General features: G+C 44.2%; 15 protein-coding genes and 2 pseudogenes. 14 read left to right on the top strand and 3 right to left on the bottom strand.

The annotated features are described in order from the left end of the window. Nucleotides 1-9: 9 nt before the first annotated feature. Nucleotides 10-408, top strand: a pseudogene (locus tag D1970_RS07250) (zinc-binding dehydrogenase); the annotation flags it as partial. Nucleotides 409-497: 89 nt separating this feature from the next. Here the strand turns inward: D1970_RS07250 and D1970_RS07245 are convergent. Then, entirely contained in the window at nucleotides 498-1,466 is a 969-nt protein-coding gene (locus tag D1970_RS07245; RefSeq protein WP_119112218.1) for a nuclease-related domain-containing protein, read from the bottom strand. Nucleotides 1,467-2,234: 768 nt separating this feature from the next. Here D1970_RS07245 and D1970_RS22225 point away from each other — a divergent pair. Further along, nucleotides 2,235-2,390: a hypothetical protein gene (locus tag D1970_RS22225; RefSeq protein ID WP_181213386.1), complete on the top strand. Its 156-nt coding sequence runs from the start codon at nucleotides 2,235-2,237 to the stop codon at nucleotides 2,388-2,390. 1,276 nt (nucleotides 2,391-3,666) lie between these two features. Here D1970_RS22225 and D1970_RS07230 read toward each other — a convergent pair. After that, the gene (locus D1970_RS07230) at nucleotides 3,667-4,386 is read right to left on the bottom strand and encodes a YebC/PmpR family DNA-binding transcriptional regulator (RefSeq protein ID WP_119112215.1); all 720 of its coding nucleotides are present in this window, start codon (nucleotides 4,384-4,386) and stop codon (nucleotides 3,667-3,669) included. A 287-nt stretch (nucleotides 4,387-4,673) separates the two neighbouring features. Here D1970_RS07230 and D1970_RS07225 point away from each other — a divergent pair, with 287 nt between their 5' ends. From D1970_RS07225 to D1970_RS07205, 5 genes are all read left to right on the top strand, one after another. Further along, complete coding sequence (locus tag D1970_RS07225; protein WP_119112214.1) at nucleotides 4,674-5,132, top strand: MarR family winged helix-turn-helix transcriptional regulator; 459 nt, start codon at nucleotides 4,674-4,676, stop codon at nucleotides 5,130-5,132. Nucleotides 5,133-5,168: 36 nt separating this feature from the next. After that, entirely contained in the window at nucleotides 5,169-8,297 is a 3,129-nt protein-coding gene (locus D1970_RS07220; protein WP_119112213.1) for an MMPL family transporter, read from the top strand. 423 nt (nucleotides 8,298-8,720) lie between these two features. Then, nucleotides 8,721-9,917, top strand: a complete 1,197-nt coding sequence (gene nagA, locus D1970_RS07215; protein WP_119112212.1) for an N-acetylglucosamine-6-phosphate deacetylase — start codon at nucleotides 8,721-8,723, stop codon at nucleotides 9,915-9,917. A 2-nt stretch (nucleotides 9,918-9,919) separates the two neighbouring features. Beyond that, entirely contained in the window at nucleotides 9,920-10,660 is a 741-nt protein-coding gene (gene nagB, locus D1970_RS07210) for a glucosamine-6-phosphate deaminase (RefSeq protein WP_119112211.1), read from the top strand. Beyond that, nucleotides 10,653-11,375, top strand: coding sequence for a GntR family transcriptional regulator (locus D1970_RS07205; protein WP_119112210.1), 723 nt, complete (start codon nucleotides 10,653-10,655; stop codon nucleotides 11,373-11,375). The genes nagB and D1970_RS07205 overlap by 8 nt, the downstream gene beginning before the upstream one ends. A gap of 538 nt (nucleotides 11,376-11,913) precedes the next feature. Here the strand turns inward: D1970_RS07205 and D1970_RS07195 are convergent. Next, a pseudogene (locus D1970_RS07195) lies at nucleotides 11,914-13,052 on the bottom strand (zinc-dependent alcohol dehydrogenase). A gap of 172 nt (nucleotides 13,053-13,224) precedes the next feature. On the opposite strand from D1970_RS07195, the gene D1970_RS07190 reads away from it, so the two are divergent. From D1970_RS07190 to D1970_RS07155, 7 genes are all read left to right on the top strand, one after another. Then, a complete protein-coding gene (locus D1970_RS07190) occupies nucleotides 13,225-15,675 on the top strand; it encodes a heavy metal translocating P-type ATPase (protein WP_119112208.1) in 2,451 nt (816 codons plus the stop codon). 75 nt (nucleotides 15,676-15,750) lie between these two features. Then, complete coding sequence (locus D1970_RS07185; protein WP_374978544.1) at nucleotides 15,751-16,095, top strand: metal-sensitive transcriptional regulator; 345 nt, start codon at nucleotides 15,751-15,753, stop codon at nucleotides 16,093-16,095. 20 nt (nucleotides 16,096-16,115) lie between these two features. Beyond that, nucleotides 16,116-16,322 carry a copper chaperone CopZ gene (gene copZ / locus D1970_RS07180; RefSeq protein ID WP_119112207.1) on the top strand — a complete coding sequence of 69 codons (207 nt, stop codon included), beginning with the start codon at nucleotides 16,116-16,118 and terminating at the stop codon, nucleotides 16,320-16,322. Nucleotides 16,323-17,673: 1,351 nt separating this feature from the next. Then, nucleotides 17,674-19,212, top strand: a complete 1,539-nt coding sequence (gene galT / locus D1970_RS07170; protein WP_119112205.1) for a UDP-glucose--hexose-1-phosphate uridylyltransferase — start codon at nucleotides 17,674-17,676, stop codon at nucleotides 19,210-19,212. 24 nt (nucleotides 19,213-19,236) lie between these two features. Further along, a complete protein-coding gene (locus tag D1970_RS07165) occupies nucleotides 19,237-20,406 on the top strand; it encodes a galactokinase (protein ID WP_246370227.1) in 1,170 nt (389 codons plus the stop codon). Nucleotides 20,407-20,421: 15 nt separating this feature from the next. Then, the gene (galE, locus tag D1970_RS07160; RefSeq protein ID WP_119112203.1) at nucleotides 20,422-21,408 is read left to right on the top strand and encodes a UDP-glucose 4-epimerase GalE; all 987 of its coding nucleotides are present in this window, start codon (nucleotides 20,422-20,424) and stop codon (nucleotides 21,406-21,408) included. Nucleotides 21,409-21,489: 81 nt separating this feature from the next. After that, entirely contained in the window at nucleotides 21,490-22,569 is a 1,080-nt protein-coding gene (locus D1970_RS07155) for a M24 family metallopeptidase (RefSeq protein ID WP_119112202.1), read from the top strand. Nucleotides 22,570-22,805: the final 236 nt, after the last annotated feature.

Genomic DNA, 22,805 nt, shown 5'->3' with positions numbered 1-22,805 from the left:
ATGGTTGTTATTGGTGCGGACTTGATTGTGAACCCGCTTTATGAAGATGCGGCTGAGTTTATCAAGCGGGAAGTTGGCGGCGTACAGGCTAGCATTTGTACAGCAGTATCCAAACCTGCATTCGACCAGGCATACCGTGCTCTAAAACGCGGAGGAAAATGTGTGGCTGTGGGATTGCCTCCTGAAACGATGGAAGTGCCGATTTTTGGTACAGTACTGAATGGCGTCAGTATAGTAGGTTCCATTGTTGGAACCCGCAAAGACCTGCAGGAAGCGCTCGACTTTGCGGCAGACGGAAAAGTAAAGACAATGATCCATACTGCCAGACTTGAAGAAATCAATGATATATTCGAGCAGCTCGAAAAGGGTGAAATAAACGGGCGGATCGTTCTCACAATGGGTGAATAATCGAGAAGGGCTGCCTTGGAGCAGCCTCTTTTATTTGATAATATATCAGCAACAGGCCTTGAGTACTTTGCTTAACGGGCGTTTACGTTTTACTTATTATTCCTCTGCTGATAGCGTCTGCCTTTATTTTTGCCGACAACAACGAAGTCCATTGAATGGATCACCCTGAGAGTAGTGGAAGGAGAGGACAGGCAAAGGAACTCCCTCAAGCATTTGTTTGAGAGATTTGAATTTATAAGCAGGAAATAGTCAGATATCACTTGGAAATGAGCATCCTTTGTTCTATTTTTACAGGCTGGACAGCACCAGATACCCGCAACTCTTTTCATGTGGAAATTTCCACATTCCGTGCAATGCACTCCTTTTAATATATTGTCCTCGCTCAAATTGTAATAATTCAGAATATCAATCTCGCTTTCTGGGCAATGTCTTTTTGCTATAATTTTCGCCAAGCTCTTTATTTCTTTTGAGGTAGCCGTGGGTTTAGAATAGCTTTTTTCAATGTAGGTTATTTTATCGAGAAACTGATTTAGTCTGCATACCCTGGAATAGTAGGCGGGAGAAGAGGTTTCAATGTGGACTGCAGGGTTGGTAAAAATAACGAGGTGGTCAAGCGGCAGAGAGAGCTTGGAGTGATTTTGCAGCCATTCTTTTAACAGTGACTGTTGAAGCTTTACTTGCAATAGTGGATCGTTGTAATTGATTGCTGTATTTTGCTGATAGGTATGCGTCATTTGATTGTATTTGGGGTCAAGGGCTATGTTACCGCTGTGGTTTTTAACTTCGATAACAAGGATGAAGGCTGGGGAGAGCAGCAGTGTATCAATTTGAAAAAAAGAATCACGGACAGGAAGTCTGATATTTCGTAAAATCGTGTATTGGTGAGCTAAATACGTATCCATATGTTTATCCAAAGCTACTTCACCGTAATATCCTGATTTCCTTTTTCGATAAGCTTCTGTTACCACAGCTTTCATGGGATTGGAATGAGGAAGTCGGCGGTCCAGTGCCTCAAGTTTTTGCAGCCTCAGCGGCATTTCTCGTTCTTTCGCAATCAAATCCTATTCCTCCTTATGCTTTTTTTATAGAATTCGTGTTTTGCAGCAGTAATCCTTCCTTTATAAATGTGAAATTTAAATAGGTGTATTTAAGAATCCTTTGAAAAGGCTAGTTTATAAGATTATTAACGGATTAGGGGTTCTGCACTGTGGAACTTTAAAGTTAGGATATCAACCAGCCTCCCAAAGAAATCGACCAACTTTTCAAGGAAATCGACCATCTGAATGCAGATATCAACCAACCGTGTAAGGAAATCAACCAAACAAATGGAGATATCAACTAAACGATTGTGAGCACCCGGTAAATAAAAAAAGTAACTGGAAATCTCTGAAATTGAGGCGCTCCGCACACATGGTTGAGGACCTCCAAGTAAGGATATCAACCAGCCTCCCAAAGAAATCGACCAACTCTTCAAGGAAAGCGACCATCTGAATGCAGATATCAACCAAACATGTGAGGAAATCGACCAAACAAATGAAGATATCAACCAAACGATTGTGAGCACCCGGTAAATAAAAAAAGTAACTGAAAATCTCTGTAACTGAGGCTCCGCACACCTGGATGAGAACCTCCAATTAAGGATATCAACTAGCCTCCCAAAGAAATCGACCAACCTTCCAAAGAAATCAATCATCTGAATGCAGATATCAACCAAACGTGTGAGGATATCGACCAAACAAATGAAGATATCAACCAAGCGATTGTGAGCACCCGGTAAATAAAAAAAGTAACTGAAAATCTCTGAAATAGAGGCTCCGCACACCTGGTTGAGACCTCCAATTAAGGATATCAACCAACCTTCCAAAGAAATCGACCAACTCTTCAAGGAAATCGACCATCTGAATGAAGATATCAACCAAACGTGTGAGGAAATCGACCATCTGAATGAAGATATCAACCAAACGATTGTGAGCACCCGGTAAATAAAAAAAGTAACTGAAAATCTCTGTACTTGAGGCTCCGCACACCTGGATGAGGACCTCCAAGTAAGGATATCAACCAGCCTCCCAAAGAAATCGACCAATCTTCAAGGAAAGCGACCATCTGAATGCAGATATCAACCAAACGTGTGAGGAAATCAACCAAACAAATGAAGATATCAACCAAACGATTGTGAGCACCCGGTAAATAAAAAAAGTAACTGAAAATCTCTGTACTAGAGGCTCCGCACACCTGGATGAGGACCTCCAAGTAAGGATATCAACCAGCCTCCCAAAGAAATCGACCAACTCTTCAAGGAAATCGACCATCTGAATGAAGATATCAACCAAACGTGTGAGGAAATCGACCAAACAAATGAAGATATCAACCAAACGATTGTGAGCACCCAGTAAATAAAAAAAGTAACTGAAAATCTCTGAAATTGAGGCTCCGCACACCTGGATGAGGACCTCCAAGTAAGGATATCAACCAACCTTCCAAAGAAATCGACCAACTCTTCAAGGAAATCGACCATCTAAATGCAGATATCAACCAAACCTGTGAGGATATCGACCAAACAAATGAAGATATCAACCAAACGATTGTGAGCAACCGGTAAATAAAAAAAGTAACTGAAAATCTCTGAAATTGAGGCTCCGCACACCTGGTTGAGGACCTCCAATTAAGGATATCAACCAACCTTCCAAAGAAATCGACCATCTGAATGCAGATATCAACCACCCATGCTAGGAAATCGACCAAACAAACGCAGAAATCGACCAAACAAACCCAGATATCAACCAAACGTTCGCAAGCACCCGGCAAAATCAAAAAAAGTAGCAGCAAAGCTCCGAAATTGAGTTTTCGCACACCGGTGGCAGCACCCCTAAGGCAGGTAACAAGCCAACCATCTAACCGAGAAAATCAACCAACTGAATACTCAGATCAACGTAGGCATAAAAAGACAGTTCCTTCACCATGGCTTAACATCTGCTTCATATTCACCTGTTATATTGGCCTTGTAACGATGTAAGGCAACTAAATTGTGAATAGGAGGGTGCAATCATGCTGACTAGAGTGGGAGTCAACTTTCTTCTGATCATGATGCATTTCTATATTGCCTAAGAAACATCGGAACATTGTATGAATAAGCGAACTACAGCGGCAGAATTGCCGGCTTTTTTTATTTAACGAAAAAAAACGGCTCATTGCTTTATAGGCAATGGCCGTTTCTGTATTTGAACTCGCCACTGGACGGGCGCGAACGTTTTTCTTTCATTATTCTCCAAGGTCCACGTTGTGGTATACCTGGCGGACATCCTCAAGATCCTCAAGGACATCGATCATTTTTTCGAATTTTTCTTGTGCGTCTTCAGGAAGTGTGATGTCATTTTGCGCGAGCATCGTCAATTCAGCGACGGTAAAGTCAGTGATCCCGACATTCTTGAATACTTCCTGAACAGCGTGGAATTGGTCTGGCTCTGCATACACGATGACTGAATCATCTTCTTCCATGATGTCACGGACATCCACATCCGCTTCCATCAGTAGTTCGAGGGCCTCATCAGCAGTTTTACCTTCAATGCCGAAGACTGCTGTTGCATCAAACATATAGGCAACCGAACCACTGACGCCCATATTGCCGCCATTTTTGCCGAATGCAGCCCGTACGTCAGATGCTGTGCGATTGACGTTATTCGTCAGTGCGTCAACAATAACCATCGAACCGTTTGGCCCGAAGCCTTCATAGCGAAGCTCGTCATAAAGCTCTTCAGCGCCGCCTTTTGCTTTTTCAATCGCACGGTCGATAATGGCCCTTGGGACATTGTATGTCTTTGCGCGTTCAAGCACAACACGCAAATTCTGATTCAGTTCAGGGTCTGGCTCGCCCTGTTTTGCCGCTACGTAAATCTCGCGGCCGAACTTTGCGTAAATACGGCTTGTATTTGCATCCTTTGAAGCTTTTTTATCCTTGATATTGTTCCATTTACGACCCATTATGTCCACTCTCTTTCAACTTTATCTACAGGAAAATATTAATATGAAACAAGGAGATGTTCAACACTTTTCAAAAAAAAGGCAAAAGTGTTGGTGATTCGACATCATTTATTATACCTTAATTACCCTGTTTGTAACGAAATGGAGCCTGTATTATTCTTTTCTTTTTCCTCTAGGCATATATTAATTGACAACAGATTATTGAGCGGGTAAAGTGTTAGTGGTGAATAGTTAATGTGTTGAACTATTAAATAATAGAACCATTTCAAGTGAGGTGAAAATGAAGCATGTCGGACAAATTGATCCAGCAGCTTGTAGACAGGTATATCGCCGTATCCTTCTCCGTTACAAAAAGGGGCGAATCGCTTATTAAGCAACAAATAGGGAGCGACCTTACGAGTGACCAGCACTATACGCTGCGATATATCAACAAAGTGGGTTCATGTACGTCTTCCGAGCTTGCTGAGGTATTTGATGTGCAAAAAAGTGCCATTACAGCGATTATCCAGCGAATGTGGGAAAAAGGGCTTATCCAGCGTACAAGGGATGAAGATGACCGCAGGGTAGTTTACCTTGCGTTGACTGATAAAGGGAACGACCTGTTCCAGGGAACGGAACTGAGGATCCACAAGCTTGTCGAATCAATCATCAAACGTTTTGATATGGCTGAAATCCAGCAGTTCATCGAAACGTATGAAAAGCTCGATTCCGTACTGAATGAAGTAAAAGCTGACCAGCTAGTCTAGTCCAATGGAAAGAAACTCAACTTGGGGGAATCAGAATTGTATACAATTATCAAACAGAAGTGGCTTGTTCTCCTGGCGTGGATTGTTTTAGCTGTCGGCCTGTTCATGTTGGCACCGGACATGGCCGGCCTTGTGCGTGAAAAAGGACAGGTCGATGTTCCGGAAGGCTACTCGTCCAGGCTTGCGGGAGAGATTATGGAGAATGTGCAAAAGCAGGAAGGAGGAAAGGATGTTTCCTCGGCAGCACTTGTTTTTCATGATGGTAAAAAACTGTCTTCTGTAGAAATCAAAGAAGCAGAACAAGCAATCCGGGAACTTGAACGCAACAAAGAAGAACTTGGGATTACTGAAATCCTCACACATTTTAACGAAAAGAACCTGAAGGACCAGCTTGTATCAAAAGATGGGAAGTCTATCCTTGCATCCATCAGCTTCAATTGGAACGACCGTGAGCCGAAGGAAGTCAGCGAAGAGCTTTATGAGACGATAGAGGATGCAAAGGTGGATCATTATTATACAAGCAACTGGATGATCAACGAAGATTTGATGACGAGCTCAGAAGAAGGGCTTAAAAAGACAGAAGGTATTACCGTTGTCTTTATCCTGGCCGTCCTGCTGCTCGTTTTCCGATCCGTCGTAGCACCGCTTATACCCCTGTTGACGGTTGGCTTCAGCTATCTTGTCTCCCAGTCCATTGTGGCAATGCTTGTGGATCGGTTTGATTTCCCGATTTCGAACTATACACAAATTTTCCTCGTTGCAGTCCTTTTCGGGATTGGAACGGATTACTGCATTTTGCTGCTCAGCCGCTTTAAGGAAGAGCTCGCGGACAGGGAAAGCTTAACAGAAGCAATTGTGGAAACCTACCGCGCTGCAGGCCGGACGGTATTTTTCAGCGGATTGGCTGTTATGATCGGTTTTGCAGCAATCGGATTTTCTCAGTTCAAAATTTATCAGTCTGCTGCTGCAGTCGCCGTAGGCGTAGCAGTTCTCTTGATCGGTTTGTTTACAATTGTTCCGTTTTTCATGGCGGCGCTTGGCACTAGGCTTTTCTGGCCTTCGAAGCAGGTGGCAGGCCATGCAGAAAGCAAGCTTTGGGATACGGTCGGCAAATTTTCGCTGTCACGTCCATTTCTTGCGCTATTAATTGTTGCGGCAATATGTGCACCTTTCCTTTTCTCCTATGATGGAAAACTATCGTTCAATTCCCTCGAGGAAATTGACAGTGATGTCCCATCCATCAAGGCATTCAACAGCATTTCGGACAGCTTTGGGCCTGGAGAATCAATGCCTGCAGAAGTAGTCCTGGAAAATGATGATGAATTGGATTCTGCAGAGTATGTTGCTCTTGCGGAAAGTATCAGCCAGGAGCTGGAAAAAATTAATTTGGTTGATTCGGTCCGTTCAGTCACAAGGCCGACAGGAGAACCGATACAAGATCTGTTTGTCTCCAGTCAGGCGGAAGAACTTGGCAAAGGCCTTGGAGATGGAAAAGAAGGAATTGATAAAATCAGCGGAGGCCTCCAAGAAGCAGGCAGTGAGCTTGCGAAATCCGAGCCGCAGCTGAATGAAGCAGTCAATGGAATCAATTCACTTATTACAGGAACAGATGGTGTGAGAACGGGTCTGTCAGAGGTTGAAAAAAATCTTGCGCTGATTGAAAACGGCATCCGACAAGGATCAATGGGATCCTCGGAAATCAAGAAAGGGCTTGAACAGGCAAGAGATGGAGCCCAAAATCTTCTTAACGGTTATACAAAGCTTCAAAAAGGCTACAGTGATGCCGGGTCCGGCCTAAACGAGCTCAGCAATCAGTACAACCAGGTGGGCACGGGGCTAGCTTCCCTGTCTACTGCCCTGAAGGATACCCACAATTCATTGTTTGGTTATATTGAAACAAAGGATCCTTCTCTATCTAATGATCCCACATACAATCAGTTGAAAAATGGCTTGCAGGGCAATGAAGGAATTCAAGGTAAGCTGGAGGGAAGTTCTGCAGGATTGGCAGAACTGAACAAAGGTTTGGCCAAGGCCAATAGCGGCATTGCAGCAGCTAACTCTAGTTTTACAGAGGCAAATGCCGGCCAGCAGGCGATCTTAACAGGTCTTGGCAAATTGATTGAAGGAATCGAAAAACAGCAGGCAGGACTGAATCAGCTCGCTGACGGACAGGGTAAAATCGTCGATAATATGCCGAAGCTGACTAATGGGCTGAATAGCATCAATGGTGGCCAGCAGCAGCTCTTGGTAGGCTTCGGGGGTATTGGCGGGCAGATGACACAGCTGAACGACGGGCTTACGAAAAGCGCCGACGGGCTTAACAAGGTATCAAACGGGCTTGGCTCGGCTAAGGATTATTTATCCGGCTTGTCAGAATCGAAAAATATGGATGGTTTTTATATTCCAAAAGAAGTGCTCGAGAGCAAGGACTTCGAGCAGGCTCTAGATGCCTATATGAGCAAAGACCGCAAAGTCATGACATTCGATGTAGTTTTTGATGTTAATCCATATTCGAATGAGGCAATGCAGCAAGTTGATGATATTAAAGAAGCGGTGGCAAGGGCGGTCAAAGATACGAAGCTTGAAAATGCGAAAGTTGCAGTAGGTGGGATTACAAGCATTAACGCCGATCTCGACACAATTTCGAGCAGCGATTATTCCCGGACTGTCATCCTGATGCTGTCGGGCATCGCGATTATTCTTGTCTTCCTTTTCAGGTCGATCATCATGCCGGCATATTTGATCGGATCGCTGATTTTGACCTACTATACAGCCATGGCAATAAATGAAGTTTTGTTCGTTGATATTCTTGGATATACAGGTATCAGCTGGGCTGTCCCATTCTTTGCTTTTGTCATTCTCTTCGCACTGGGCGTGGATTACAGCATTTTCTTAATGGACCGCTTTAATGAATATAAGGATCTTTCTGTTGCAGAAGCGATGCATATCTCCATGAAAAAAATGGGGACGGTCATTATCTCGGCAGCAATCATCCTAGGCGGAACGTTCGCGGCAATGATGCCATCCGGCATGCTGTCCCTTCTGCAAATAGCCTCAATCATCCTCGTTGGGTTGATGCTATACGCATTTGTGATGCTGCCGCTATTCGTACCAGTCATGGTGAAAAATTTCGGCCAGGCAAACTGGTGGCCATTCAAACGATAAGCTATTCAGGCATTTACGGGCAGTAAGGAACAACATACTGCCGTAAATGCGCCATAACAAAAAGTAACTTGCGGAAGCTCTTGTCAGGAGCTGGAAAATAAAAAAAGACACCTGTTGCCAGGTGTCTTTTTGCGTATTGAGGCGGCGGACTGCACGCCACATCGTGCATTTCCAATAAAGGAGTGTCCGACGACTTACACAACTCAGCTCATCGCTAAGTTAATATATCACGATTATCTTACCATAGCAAGTGGATTATTTTTCAAGGAAGGGTGGAGGAGGCTTTTATCCCTTTTGTGGATAAGGGTTTTTGATTTTGAGGAAGATAATTGTAGTTGAAGAAATATGTACATATGACTAGTGGTATAGACAACTATATAAATATTGCTATAATAGAGGTATGAATAAAAAGGAGTGATCGCCATGCACAACTCCAGCTCCATATTATTGAAGAATGCTGTGATTTACACTGAAGATAAAGTGATCGAACAAGGTTTTTTACAGATAAAAGATGGGAAGATTGCCGCTGTCGGCACAATGGAGAAGCTGTCTGAGCTACCAACGGGGGAAGATTATGAGACTGTAGATCTTTCGGACAAGTCCAAGGTTATTCCGGGTTTTATCGATCTGCATATTCATGGAGCAAATGGCGCTGACACAATGGATGCGAGCGATGATGCGATAACCAAAATTGCTTCAAGCCTTCCTAGAGAGGGTACAACAAGCTTTTTGGCCACAACCATTACCCAGGACAAAGCCTCGCTGTCAAAAGCGCTTGCGATTGCTGGAAAGTATATAAATAAAAGACAAGCTGACGGGAATGCAGAAGTTCTTGGCATTCACCTTGAAGGTCCTTTTATTAATCCAGGAAAAGCAGGAGCGCAGCCGGTTCAGCATATTATCCAGCCGGACAAGCTGCAATTTGAAAAATGGCTGGATGAATCGGAAGGCACAATCAGCCTTGTCACAATGGCGCCTGAACAGCCTGGTGGTGTGGAACTTGTTCGATTTTTAAAAGAAAAGGGGATTGTCGCTTCGGTGGGCCACTCTAACGCGACATTTGATCAGGTCGGAGAATACATTAATGACGGCCTTTCGCATGTCACGCACCTGTTTAATCAAATGCGAGGACTCCATCACCGTGAACCCGGAGTTGCAGGAGCTGCTTATTTAAAGGATGAACTGAAGGTAGAACTGATTGCCGATGGGATTCATGTTGATCGGGAAATGGTGAAGGTTTCGTACAGGCAGATTACTTCAGACAGGATGATTCTCATTTCGGATGCAATGCGGGCAAAATTCCTTCCTGATGGCGAGTATGAGCTTGGCGGACAAAAAGTATTTGTCGAGGAAGGGAAGGCGCTTCTCGAGGATGGGACATTGGCTGGAAGTGTGCTCACGCTGGATGCTGCTTTCAGGAATATCATTCGCTTTACCGGCTGCTCCATCGCGGATGCAGTGCGGATGAGTTCGGAGAATCCAGCAAGGCAAATAGGGGTATTGAATTCCAAGGGAACGCTGAGACAAGGGAAGGATGCGGATATCGTCATCCTTGATGAAAACCTGGAAGTACAGATGACTTTTTGCAGGGGAAGATTAGCTTTTCAAAGGGAGGCTTAAACATGAACATCATTAGAGTTGAAAACTATGAGGAAATGAGCAAGGAAGCAGCTGGCTATATATTAAAGAAGCTTAGGGAAAACCCGCGTATAACTTTGGGTCTTGCGACTGGCGGGACACCGACGGGAACTTATCAGCATTTAATTGAAGATCACCTTAAAAACGGCACATCCTACAAGGACGTTTCAACGGTTAACCTTGACGAATATATCGGGCTTAATCCAGATCATCCTAACAGCTATCGTTTTTACATGAATGATGCACTTTTTAACCATATTGATATCCCCTTGGAACAGACGTATGTCCCACAGGGAAATGCAGTAGATTGCCAGGAGGAATGCGAACGCTATGAAAAATTGATCAAAAACCTTGGCGGAATAGATTTGCAGCTTCTCGGAATTGGGAGTAACGGGCATATCGGGTTCAATGAACCTGGAACAGAGTTTGGCAGCAGGACGCATATTATCGACCTGGAACCATCAACAAGGGAAGCCAATGCAAGGTTTTTCGCATCACTTGAAGAGGTGCCGGAGAAAGCAATTACGATGGGGATTGCATCCATTATGAAAAGCAGGGAAATCCTCCTTCTGATTTCCGGTGCCAGCAAGAAGGAAGCCATGGTACAACTGCTGCATGGGGAAGTCACAGAGAAATTCCCGGCATCTATCCTGCAGCTGCATCCGAATGTCACTATTATAGCAGACGAAGAAGCGCTGGGCCTGGAGGCGGATAGCCGTGATTGACAAATCTTCACCCCTCCCTATTTATTATCAGTTGGAAGAGCTGATTAAAAAGCAAATTGAAACCGGTGAACTTGAACCAGGAGATGCGCTGCCGTCCGAGCGGGAGTACTCCGAGACTTATCAAATCAGCAGGATGACTGTCAGGCAGGCGGTCAATCAGCTAGTTCAAAACGGTATGCTCTATAGACAGCAGGGAAAAGGCACGTTTGTTGCAGAACGGAAAATTGAGAAGCAGCTTCTTGGGCTGACAAGCTTTACGGAGGACATGCAAGGCCGCGGGGTGCAAACGAGCAGCGATGTCGTGGAGTTTAACATTGTTTTAGCAAACGCGTATATTGCGGGACAGATGCAATTAAAAAAAAAGGATCCAGTATATGAAATCAAAAGGATCCGGCTAGCGGAAAACACACCAATGGCTTATGAAATAACGTACTTGCCAGCAACCCTGTTAAATGGGCTGACAAAAGAAGCTGCTGCCCAATCCATTTACCGCTATATTGAACAGCATTTGAATTCTCCGATCGGACAGGCAAAGCAGACAATCGAGGCATCCGCAGCGGATGATGTGGAAGCAGAATATCTGCAAATTGCCAAAGGATCACCAATCCTGCTTATTGAAAGAAACACAAGGCTCAAGGATGGGACGCCAGTTGAACTGGCCAAATCAGTCTACAGGGCAGACCGCTATAAGTTCAAGGTTGATATTAGCCGGTAAAATGGCCTCAATTAACTTTTATGAATTCTCTTAACCCGGCTTCCGATGAGCCGGGTTACTTGAACTGGAAAGTGTGCGGAGACTGTGGGAGTTGGTTGATATATTGCGTATCTGTAATCCGACAAAAAGCAAATGGCCTTTTTCCATGAATCTGGCATTGGAAAGAGCTAAGGATAGAGGGTTCGGTTGATATATTGCGCTCGCTGGTCGATATCACTTGAAGGTTGATCAATAAAGATGATAGTTGATTGATATCCCAAAAGAGTTGGTTGATATAGCACAAAAGTTGGTTGATATCCGAAAAAGGCGGCCCCCTGGTAATCTCCTCGAGAGCGGAAAGTGCCTTCCCGAAAGGATTTTCATCGTAAAAGACAAGCTTCAGCACTATCCAGGTATTCTTCAGCAAAAAAATCCGCAATCCGCCAGCCCCAAACCAAACAAAAAGCAAATGACCTTTTCCAATAAATCTGATATTGAAAAGAGCTTATTCTGCACACTAAATAAAAGGCGGTTCACATGGACCGCCCTTAGATTTCGGTTATGGCTTCAGTACGACTTTGATGACATCGTCTTCGTGGTCGTTGAAAATTTTGTAGGCTTCGCTCGCCATATCGAGCGGCACCTTGTGTGTGATGATTTCAGTAGGGTCAAGGTCGCCGGCTGCAATCATTTTATACATCTTCGGCATATAGTGGATGACTGGCGCTTGTCCCGTTTTCAGGGTGATATTGCGTTCGAACAGGTTTCCAAGCGGGAACATGTTGTACACCGAGCCGTATACCCCTGTCAGCTGGATGGTGCCGAACTTCTTTACGGCGTCTTTTGCAATCTGAATGGCGCTTAGCGTTCCGCCCTGAAGCTTTAGCTTTTGCTCCACTTTTTCGATTGGGGATTTCTTCCCATCCATTCCTACGCAGTCAATGACAACATCTGCGCCGCCCTGTGTGATTTCTTTTAAATATTCTCCTGGCTTGTCATGGTCTTCGAAATTGTAAATCTCTGCGCGGTTCATCTGCTTTGCATGGTTCAGCCGATAGGCCAGATTGTCCACGGCAATGACCCGTTTGGCACCTTTCATCCAGGCAAACTTCTGGGCCATCAGCCCGACTGGGCCGGAGCCAAGAACAATAGCTGTATCGCCAGGCTTCAAGCCGGAATTTTCCACGCTCCAGTAAGCTGTCGGAAGAACGTCGGACATAAATAGCAATGCTTCGTCTTCAAGCTCGCACGATTCGGGAATGACAAAGGGCATAAAGTTTCCATAGGGAACGCGCAGCAACTCTGCTTGCCCCCCTGGATAGTTGCCGTATTGCTCTGTAAAACCTAAATAACCGCCAGTATCCTTTGTCGGGTTCGGATTGGAATTGTCACACTGGCTTTCCATTTCATGCTGGCAGAAAAAGCATTGGCCGCAGGAAACATTAAATGGAATGACGACCCTGTCGCCTTTTTAACTTTAGTCACTTCAGGGCCAACTTCCTCGACAATCCCCATTGGTTCATGCCCGATGACATATCCCGGGCGGGCTGGCATGGCCCCAAGGTAAATATGGAGGTCAGATCCGCAGATGGCCGTAGAAGTAATGCGGACGATAATATCATCCTTTTTCTGGAGAACGGGGTCTTGAACATTCCTCACCTGTATGTCTTTTGCCCCTTGGAAAGTAACAGCTTTCATAGATAACCTCCTAAAGTTTAGAATACTTTTCCTATACCCATTATCTCCTTGCGTATCCCTTAAAATCCGTGCACGAAAATTCTATAGTTGACATATACTGTACTGGGGTATAGTATTGGTTTGAAAAGAGAAACTAATACGCAATATTGAAATATATAAAGGAGGGACCATAATGGACTCCCAGGAAAAGGCCAAAGAGATAAAGGAAGCGCATCTCCCGATTACCGGCATGACTTGTGCGGCCTGCTCGACACGAATAGAAAAGGGTCTGCGGAAAATGGATGGTGTCGAGGAAGCGAATGTAAATCTTGCTCTTGAAAAAGCAACCATCAAGTACAATGCCGAACAGGTTAAAACAGCTGATTTTGAAAAAAAAATCAGAGATCTTGGCTACGATATCGCATCCGAAAAAGCAGAGCTGGAAATCACCGGAATGACCTGTGCAGCTTGCTCAGCGCGAATTGAGAAAGGCTTGAACAAGATGGAAGGCGTGAACAATGCAACGGTCAATCTTGCACTTGAAACGGCATCCATCGACTTTAATCCTTCCCAACTGGGTGTCCGGGATATGATAGGGAAAATCGAGAAGCTTGGCTATCGTGCAAAGGTAAAGTCGGATCGCATCGCGGAAGGGAAAGATCATCGCGAAAAAGAGATTGAAAGGCAGAAAATGAAGTTTTTCGCTTCTCTCATTCTGTCCTTACCTCTTCTATGGGCAATGGCAGGACACTTTTCTTTTACATCGTTCATCTATGTCCCCCAACTGTTCATGAATCCGTGGTTCCAGCTGGCGCTTGCAACTCCTGTTCAATTTGTCATTGGACGCCAGTTTTATATTGGGGCTTATAAGGCGCTGAAAAATGGCAGCGCGAATATGGATGTCCTTGTGGCGCTGGGAACATCTGCAGCCTATTTTTATAGCTTGTACCTATCGATCATATCAATTGGATCGCACGGGCATATGCTTGAGCTATATTTTGAAACAAGCGCTGTTCTGATCACCCTGATCCTTCTTGGGAAATTGTTTGAAGCAAAAGCCAAAGGCCGGTCATCAGAAGCCATCAAAAAACTAATGGGGCTGCAGGCGAAAACAGCAACAGTCCTGAGAGATGGTGCAGAAGTGACGATTCCCCTCGAGGAAGTGGCTGAAGGCGACATCCTTTTCATCAAGCCAGGGGAAAAAATTCCAGTAGACGGAGAAATCACTGAAGGCCGTTCAGCACTTGATGAGTCGATGCTCACAGGTGAAAGTATACCAGTGGACAAAGCACCGGGAGACACGGTTATCGGTGCCACTATCAACAAAAACGGCTTTCTAAAAATTAGAGCCACCAAGGTGGGCAGAGATACAGCCCTTGCCCAAATCATTAAAATAGTCGAGGAGGCGCAAGGATCGAAAGCGCCGATCCAGCGACTTGCCGACAAGATTTCCGGGATATTCGTCCCGATTGTCGTTACCATCGCCGCTATCACATTTCTCGTCTGGTATTTGTGGGCCAGTCCTGGTGACTTTGCCGAAGCACTGGAAAAAATGATCGCGGTTCTTGTCATAGCATGTCCGTGTGCCCTCGGCCTGGCTACACCAACTTCAATCATGGCCGGTTCCGGAAGGGCGGCTGAATTCGGAATATTATTTAAAGGTGGTGAGCATCTTGAACTCACCCATCTCATTGATACAGTCATTCTTGATAAAACTGGGACCGTAACGAATGGAAAACCGGTCCTGACAGATGTGATTCTGGCAGAAGGAGCCGTGGACGAGGAATTGTTCCTTAAGCTTGTTGGTTCCTCCGAAAGACTGTCCGAGCATCCGCTTGCCGAAGCGATAGTAAAAGGGGTCAAAGAAAGAGGGATCAATCTTGATGAACCAAACGAATTTGAAGCAGTCCCAGGCTATGGAATCAAAGCGGTTGTCGAAGGAAAAGAAATACTGATTGGGACAAGAAAATGGATGACGGAATCCGAAATCGGCATTGAGGCTGCAATACCTATGATGGAAAAGCTTGAAGACAGCGGGAAAACAGCCATGCTTGTCGCCATAGGTGGAGCGTATTCCGGTATAGTGGCCGTTGCAGATACGGTAAAAGAAACATCAAGGGCAGCCATCAAGAGAATGAAAGACATGGGACTTGAAGTCATTATGATAACAGGGGATAACAAGCGGACAGCGGAAAGCATCGCAGCGCAAACCGGTATAGATTACGCAATTGCCGAGGTGCTTCCTGAAGGGAAAGCGGAAGAAGTCAAAAAGCTCCAGGACAAAGGGAGAAAAGTTGCGATGGTCGGCGATGGAATCAATGATGCGCCGGCACTTGCCGTTGCGGATATCGGGATGGCGATTGGCACCGGGACGGATGTAGCGATGGAAGCAGCGGATATTACGCTGATGCGGGGAGATTTGAACAGCATTGCTGACAGCATCCTCATGAGCAAAAAGACAATCCGAAATATCAGGCAGAACCTTTTCTGGGCATTCGCCTATAATGCGCTTGGTATTCCGGTTGCCGCCCTGGGATTCCTTGCACCCTGGCTTGCAGGGGCCGCCATGGCCTTCAGTTCAGTCTCTGTCGTCCTGAATGCATTGCGTCTGCAGCGAGTGAAGCTAAATCAAAGGCAGGTATAGAGCAATTTTCATGAAACCGACATTTGAGTACTGTACTGGGGTATACTAAAATGAGGATGGAAGGGAGGGATTGGCATGGATATTCCTGAAATTGAAATGGCTGAAGACTCAGCATGTGCCGGCCATTGTGAAACAACAGGACGCAAAAGCCATCACTCTGAGAGCACGAAAAAGAACCTTGTGACGAGGCTGAACAGGATTGAAGGCCAAATACGCGGAATTAAGGGACTTATTGAAAAAGATACGTACTGTGATGACGTAATCACCCAGATTGCAGCGACACAGGCAGCACTGAACAGCGTAGCAAAAATGCTGCTAGAAGGCCATATGAAAACATGTATTGTAGAACGAATCCAGGAAGGCGACAGTGAAGTTGTTGACGAACTGCTCGTCACGATTCAAAAACTGATGAAAAAATAAAACAAGGAGGGAAAATCACAATGGAAAAAACAACATTAAACGTTAAAGGCATGTCATGCGGACACTGTGTAAAAGCAGTGGAAGGAAGCGTAGGGAAGCTAGAAGGAGTTCAAAGCGTTAAGGTCGACCTTGAGAGCGGAAAAGTGACAGTCGACTACAATCCTGACAAGGTCTCAGTTGAGCAATTGAAAGAAACCATCGACGACCAGGGATACGATGTAGAATAACAGCCAACGCGCCCATTTCCGGGCGCGTATTTTTAATGGGAATTTCCGTTTGCATAGTCACATCCAGTTCTGCCGCCGTTCAAGTCATGAAAAGGTTCATCTTTACACCTTTTTTCAAAAATTATTTAGAGAAGGACCAAGCGAAGGAAATTTGAAATTATCATATTTACTATCATGAACCCAATTCCCATTAGCAACAGGGTTAATAGTTCAAGAAATTTCCGAATTGGCCAAGCAAACTTTCTTGATTTTTTGTAAAAGTAAATAGCGATACCCATCATGAGATTCATTAGCAGGTTAACTAGTTTCTCTAACCAGTTTTCTGGGGGGAATATGTCCCAAATTCGCACCATCTGAGGTATGTATCTCCTAAAAAGAATAGGGTCATACTAAAAATCCATTGCACTCCCATAGTTATTGATAATAATATTTCGAAAGATCTAATAATAGTCTTCATTTTAATTTATTCTCCTGTTGTCTAATTTCAAAAAGACAAGATACAGCTATAAATAGTGCATTTTAGCTATTGAAAAATTTTATTTGAACTATTTCCTAATTGATCTAAATTTCTTTCCAACCTCTTTCCCGATAGCTCCTCCAATATCTTTAATTTTTATCCCTGGCTTTGGTACTTAATGTAGCACCAACAAGGCCCCAAATTGGACGCCAACAATGATTCCCACAGACCCTCCAACACGATTGTTGCTCCAACTCCAACTCTAATTGCAAGAAAATCCGCTCCAGCTCCAGCCATCAACCTTCCAAATTTTTTAGAGAAGGATTTAACTTACTTTCTGTATCAAAAAAATTTGTTGAATTTCAAGCTATAATTATAGCGTTTCCGACAAACTTGGGGAGAGATTAATGAAAAGCCAATGTCATCAAACAATATAATGTAATGCAACAACAAATAACGCGTCCGGCTACGGTGCGGACTCCTTCAATTGTAGCTTCCCACTCTGAAAAGCCAAAAAGCAAGCATTCTTAGGGCTGGCTAAGCCTATAAGGCTATCATGCCCGCTTCTCCATATAAAGTGCACGTATCGTCCGTTTTACTTTTCAGGGTGGCTCCCTAAATGGCAGAGGTGGTTCTTTTTACATGGCAGTAATCACATCCATTAGTTTTCTCTCCTTTAACAAACTAAACTCTCTTATTTTTATTTTAATACGACATTAAATACGCCCGCTTTAAATGAGAAAAAATTCCTGGTGTGTCTAATACTTTTTCAATAAAAAACTTTGTGGTAGTGCTTGAATATTTTTTTGGAAGAGTCTATTATTATTCGTGAAGATAATTAATTAATTTAATTAAGTAAGAAGCACCAATTAATACAAAAGTTGAGGTGGGAGTATGAACGGAACGATATATAGGCATATTCAATTGCTGTTGGACTATGGTGTACAGGAAGGTTTGTTGGAGAAGGAAGACCTGGTTTACTCCCGAAACAAAATATTGTCTGTATTGAACATGGATGATTGGGAAGATCCGGAAATTATGAAGGAAGACCGTAAGCCAGCTGTCAGCAGCAATTCGGAAATCTTGCTTAAACCCATTCTTGACTGGGCCTTTGAAAATGATGTTCTTAAGTCCAATACACTAACAGAGCGCGATATTTTGGATACTAAAATCATGGATTGCCTCATGCCTCGGCCATCTGAGGTTATAGAAATGTTTAAAAGCCACTACAAAAATAATCCTATAGAGGCGACTGATTATTTCTACAGCTTGTCTAAAGCTTCCAATTATATCAGGATGGACCGGATAAATAAAAATATTGAATGGAAAACCCCTACAGCATACGGGGAGATAGACATCACGATTAACCTTTCCAAGCCTGAAAAGGATCCGAAGGAAATTGCACTCCTGAAAAACGCACGCATTTCCTCCTATCCGGCATGCCTCCTTTGCAGGGAGAACGAAGGCTACCGGGGGACACTGCGAAATCCTGCCAGAGCGACGCACCGGATCATTCCGGTGGAGTTAAATGGAGAAGGCTGGTACCTCCAGTATTCACCTTACGTTTATTATAATGAGCATTCAATTATTTTCAGCAATAAACATCTGCCAATGAAAATTTCAGGGGATACATTTGTAAGGATTTTGGAATTTACAGAAAAATTCCCGCATTATTTCGTTGGCTCGAATGCAGACCTTCCCATTGTTGGCGGTTCAATTCTTTCTCATGACCATTTCCAGGGAGGCAGATTTGAGTTCGCCATTGAACGTGCAGGGATAGAGGAAGAGTTTTTAGCAGCCCAATACCCATTGGTGAAAATCGGGATTGTTAGTTGGCCGATGTCGGTTATCAGAGTCCGTGGTGAAAAGAATGAAGTAGCCGAAATTACTGAAAAGATTTGGAGAACCTGGCAGCAATATAGCGATCCGGAGGCAGGGATTGTTCCATTCACTAATGAAACCCCCCACAATACAGTCACACCAATTGCTCGTAGGCGAGGTGGGCTTTTTGAAATGGATATTGTTTTACGGAATAACCGGACTTCGGAAGAACATCCCGATGGAATTTTTCATCCGCACCAAGAACTTCATCATATAAAAAAGGAGAACATTGGACTTATTGAAGTGATGGGCTTGGCTGTGCTGCCGGGACGGCTTGCCACAGAGCTTGAAAAGGTAGCACAGTATATGCTTGGAGATGTACAGGAAGCGGATTGGGATTCGGATATGCTTAAACATTACGATTGGGCTCAAGACATGCTAGGGAAGTACAAAGAAATCACTGAAGAGAATATCATGGAGCTTTTAAAAACGGAAGTTGGAAAAAAGTTCACTAGAGTCCTAGAGCATGCAGGCGTTTTTAAAAGAACAGACGAGGGGAAAAGGGCTTTTGCTAAGTTTATGTCGCACTTGCAGAATGAACAACTCAACTAAAGTAACATGCAGGAGGTAGTAAGTATGGAAAGACAAGAATTGCTTGCGCTGTTCAAAGAACAATATGGCTACACTGAAGGGGTAAGGGTGTTTTTTGCGCCTGGCCGTGTCAATCTGATTGGCGAACACACTGACTACAATGGCGGTTATGTTTTCCCAGCGGCGCTAACCTTTGGCACCTGGGCGGTAGCAGCACTGACCAATGATCGAAAATACAGATTTAGCTCAGCCAATTTCCCGTCTGCGGCTGCTTGTTCATCCGCGGAGCAGATTACCTATAGGGAAGAAGATGATTGGGCGAATTATCCCAAGGGTGTCCTAAACGAATTGATCCAACGTGAAGGTGCGTCTGCATTTACAGGGGCTGATGTTCTGTTCTATGGAAATATTCCAAACGGTGCAGGGCTTTCATCTTCAGCTTCCATTGAACTTGCAACATGCCTCGCATTAAGCAAGCTTGCGGGCCTGGAGCTGCCTATGGTCGAGTTAGTAAAGATTGGCCAGCTCGCCGAGAATCGTTTTGTCGGAGTGAATTGCGGAATCATGGATCAGTTTGCTGTGGGCATGGGAAAGAAAGGACATGCCATTGTATTAAAGTGTGACACCTTAAAATTTGAATATGTGCCAGTCAAAATCGATGGCTATAAGCTAGTCATTACCAATACGAATAAGCGCCGCGGACTCGCTGATTCAAAGTACAATGAACGGAGAAGTGAATGCGAGCAGGGCTTTGCCATTTTGAAAAATCACTTCCCTGAAGCGGCTTGTCTTGGCGATATCAGTTATGAACAATGGCAGTTTATTAAGGGTGTTATGGACAATGAGACAATTCGCCGCCGAGTTGAGCACGTCATTTGTGAGGATGAGCGAGTGCTTAAGGCAATGGAAAGCCTAAACCAAAATGATCTAGCTGCATTTGGTGAAATGATGAAGAAATCCCATGAATCGTTAAGAGACCTCTATGAAGTAACGGGAGTTGAGCTGGATACCCTGTTTGAAGAGGCTTCAAAAGTCGAGGGGTGCATCGGGACAAGGATGACTGGAGCAGGATTTGGCGGCTGTAATGTAAGCCTTGTAAAAGAAGAAAGAGTGGAAACGTTTATCAATGAAGTTGGCCAGAATTATGAAAGAAGGACAGGGCTTGAACCGACTTTCTATGTTTGCGAAATCGGCGACGGTGCCAAAGAAATATAGAGGGGAGATTGGACAATGGCTATTTTGGTGACAGGCGGAGCTGGTTATATTGGCAGCCATACTGTAGTCGAACTTCTTTCCCATGGGGAAGAAGTCGTTATAATCGATAATCTAAGGACGGGTCATAAGGAAGCTGTGAAAGGAGGGGCTTTTTACAAAGGAGATCTAAAGGACAGGGAGTTACTTGATTTAGTTTTTAAAAAACATGATATTGAAGCTGTCATTCACTTCGCAGCAAGCTCCCTTGTAGGGGAAAGCGTGCAAAAACCACTAGATTATTATGATAATAATCTGCTTGCTTCGCATTCTCTTGTTTCAGCAATGGTGGAGCATGGTGTGAACAAAATTGTTTTCTCCTCCACTGCAGCAACGTATGGAGAGCCTGAACAAATCCCGATTCTTGAACAGAGTCCTACTAATCCAACCAGCCCATACGGAGAAACTAAGCTTGCGATGGAAAGAATGTTCCGCTGGTGCGATGGCGCGTATGGACTAAAGTCCATTTCGCTGCGTTATTTTAATGCGGCCGGCGCCCATCCTGATGGGCACATAGGAGAGGACCACAATCCTGAGAGCCATTTGATTCCGATTATCCTACAAGTAGCATTGGGACAACGGGAGTCAATCGGCATTTTTGGCGATGACTATCAGACTGAGGACGGAACCTGTATCCGGGATTATATCCATGTTATGGACCTGGCTAACGCCCATTGGCTGGCTTTGGAACATTTGCGTAAAAATGAAACAAGCCATGTTTTTAATTTAGGAAATGGAACTGGTTTTTCCGTGAAACAGGTTATCGAGACTGCACGCCAGGTAATCGGTAATGATATCCCGGAGGTAGTCAGCAAGCGCCGGGCAGGAGATCCGGCAGTTTTGATAGCTTCGTCCAGTAAGGCGCAAACAGTACTTGGCTGGAAGCCTAAGTACAATGATTTGAAAACAATTATCGAAACAGCATGGAAATGGCATTGTGACCATCCTAACGGCTATAACGATTAAGACATAAAAGCAGAGAAGTCGCAGCAGTCTGGCTAATTTACCTGCTGGCCGCCGCGGCTAAATGATGAAGAGGTGAAGAAGATGAAGACACCCGCGGAAAAGGTGCAAGAATTTATCGATCAGAAAAATGTGGATGGGATATTTTTTCGAAAGCGCAGCAATTTTTCTTGGTTCACCCAGGGAAAAGTTAACTACATAGTGAACACAACTGAATATGGTGTTGCCGATCTGCTAATTTTAAAAAATAAAATGTATTGCATTACATCCAAAATGGAAGCTGCCAGAATTCATGATGAGGAACTTGAAGGCCTTGGCTTTGAATTCGTGACACCGGAATGGTTTGAGAACCAGGATGATGTAATCCGCCAGCTTACCAAGGGCAAAAAGATTTGCAGTGACAGCCCATTTAACGGCTTTTTGGATTTTGGGCTTGAGCTAACAAGCCTGCGGTTTACGTTGTCTGAAGAGGAGATTACCCGTTATAAGTGGCTTGCGCAAAAGGCAGCTAATGCTGTCGAGTCAACCTGTCGGGAAATCGAGCCAGGGTGGAGCGAGTATGAAATTCAGGCACACTTGGCGCAAAAGGTCATAAAAGATGGGATAAATCCGCATGTCATTCTTGTTTCTACCGATGAGAGGGTATTCGACTACAGGCACCCTATTCCAACCGACAAGAAGTTGGAAAAGTATGCGATGGTCGTTATTTGTGCGGAAAAATGGGGCTTGATTGCGAATGTGACGAGGTTTGTCCATTTTGGAGAACTTCCAGCTGCGCTGAAAGTCAACAAGGAAAAACTTGTACAAATTGATATTGCGATGAACGCAGCAACAAGGCCTGGAACAGCCATCAAGAATGTGCTTGAGATAGGGCTTGCCCAATATGGAACTGTAGGACATGGCGAGGATTGGAAATATCTTCATCAAGGAGGGCCGACAGGTTATGCATCTCGCGAATTCATCGCTGTTCCCGGAGTGGAAGGAATAGTTCATGAAAATCAGGCATTCGCCTGGAACCCAGCAATTAAAGGTATTAAGTCGGAAGATACCATTCTTGTAGGAAGGGAAGATAATGAATTTTTGACCCATACTGGCGAGTGGGTATACATCGAAAAAGAGGTGGATGGGAAGAACTATCTGCGTCCGGATATATTAATAAGATAGTATATTAATGCCCGTTTTTTCCCTTTTTATTAAATTAATTACCTATCTTTTAGAATACTGTTGCGGGCAATTTAAAAAAAAAGCGAAAAACAAGGTGTTTTTCTTGAAAAGTGCATGGTAAATAAAAAACTTGGTCTGTATTTATGAAAGCGTTGACAAAAACATTGAACCGCATTATCATAATAATACAAAGTAAATTAATTTAATTAAGTTTTTATTCAACTAGTTTTGAACAG

Source organism: Mesobacillus zeae, assembly GCF_003570705.1.
Classification (GTDB): Bacteria; Bacillota; Bacilli; order Bacillales; family Cytobacillaceae; genus Mesobacillus_C; species Mesobacillus_C zeae.
Note: the sequence above shows the minus strand (reverse complement) of the source record. Positions and strands in the feature narration are given on the sequence as shown.

Excerpts from the sequence above, each read along its gene's own strand:
- D1970_RS07230 (WP_119112215.1), bottom strand. The coding sequence starts at position 4,386 with ATGGGTCGTAAATGGAACAATATCAAGGATAAAAAAGCTTCAAAGGAT.
- D1970_RS07225 (WP_119112214.1), top strand. The coding sequence starts at position 4,674 with ATGTCGGACAAATTGATCCAGCAGCTTGTAGACAGGTATATCGCCGTA.
- nagA (WP_119112212.1), top strand. The coding sequence starts at position 8,721 with ATGCACAACTCCAGCTCCATATTATTGAAGAATGCTGTGATTTACACT.
- nagB (WP_119112211.1), top strand. The coding sequence starts at position 9,920 with ATGAACATCATTAGAGTTGAAAACTATGAGGAAATGAGCAAGGAAGCA.
- D1970_RS07190 (WP_119112208.1), top strand. The coding sequence starts at position 13,225 with ATGGACTCCCAGGAAAAGGCCAAAGAGATAAAGGAAGCGCATCTCCCG.
- D1970_RS07185 (WP_374978544.1), top strand. The coding sequence starts at position 15,751 with ATGGATATTCCTGAAATTGAAATGGCTGAAGACTCAGCATGTGCCGGC.
- copZ (WP_119112207.1), top strand. The coding sequence starts at position 16,116 with ATGGAAAAAACAACATTAAACGTTAAAGGCATGTCATGCGGACACTGT.
- galT (WP_119112205.1), top strand. The coding sequence starts at position 17,674 with ATGAACGGAACGATATATAGGCATATTCAATTGCTGTTGGACTATGGT.
- D1970_RS07165 (WP_246370227.1), top strand. The coding sequence starts at position 19,237 with ATGGAAAGACAAGAATTGCTTGCGCTGTTCAAAGAACAATATGGCTAC.
- galE (WP_119112203.1), top strand. The coding sequence starts at position 20,422 with ATGGCTATTTTGGTGACAGGCGGAGCTGGTTATATTGGCAGCCATACT.
- D1970_RS07155 (WP_119112202.1), top strand. The coding sequence starts at position 21,490 with ATGAAGACACCCGCGGAAAAGGTGCAAGAATTTATCGATCAGAAAAAT.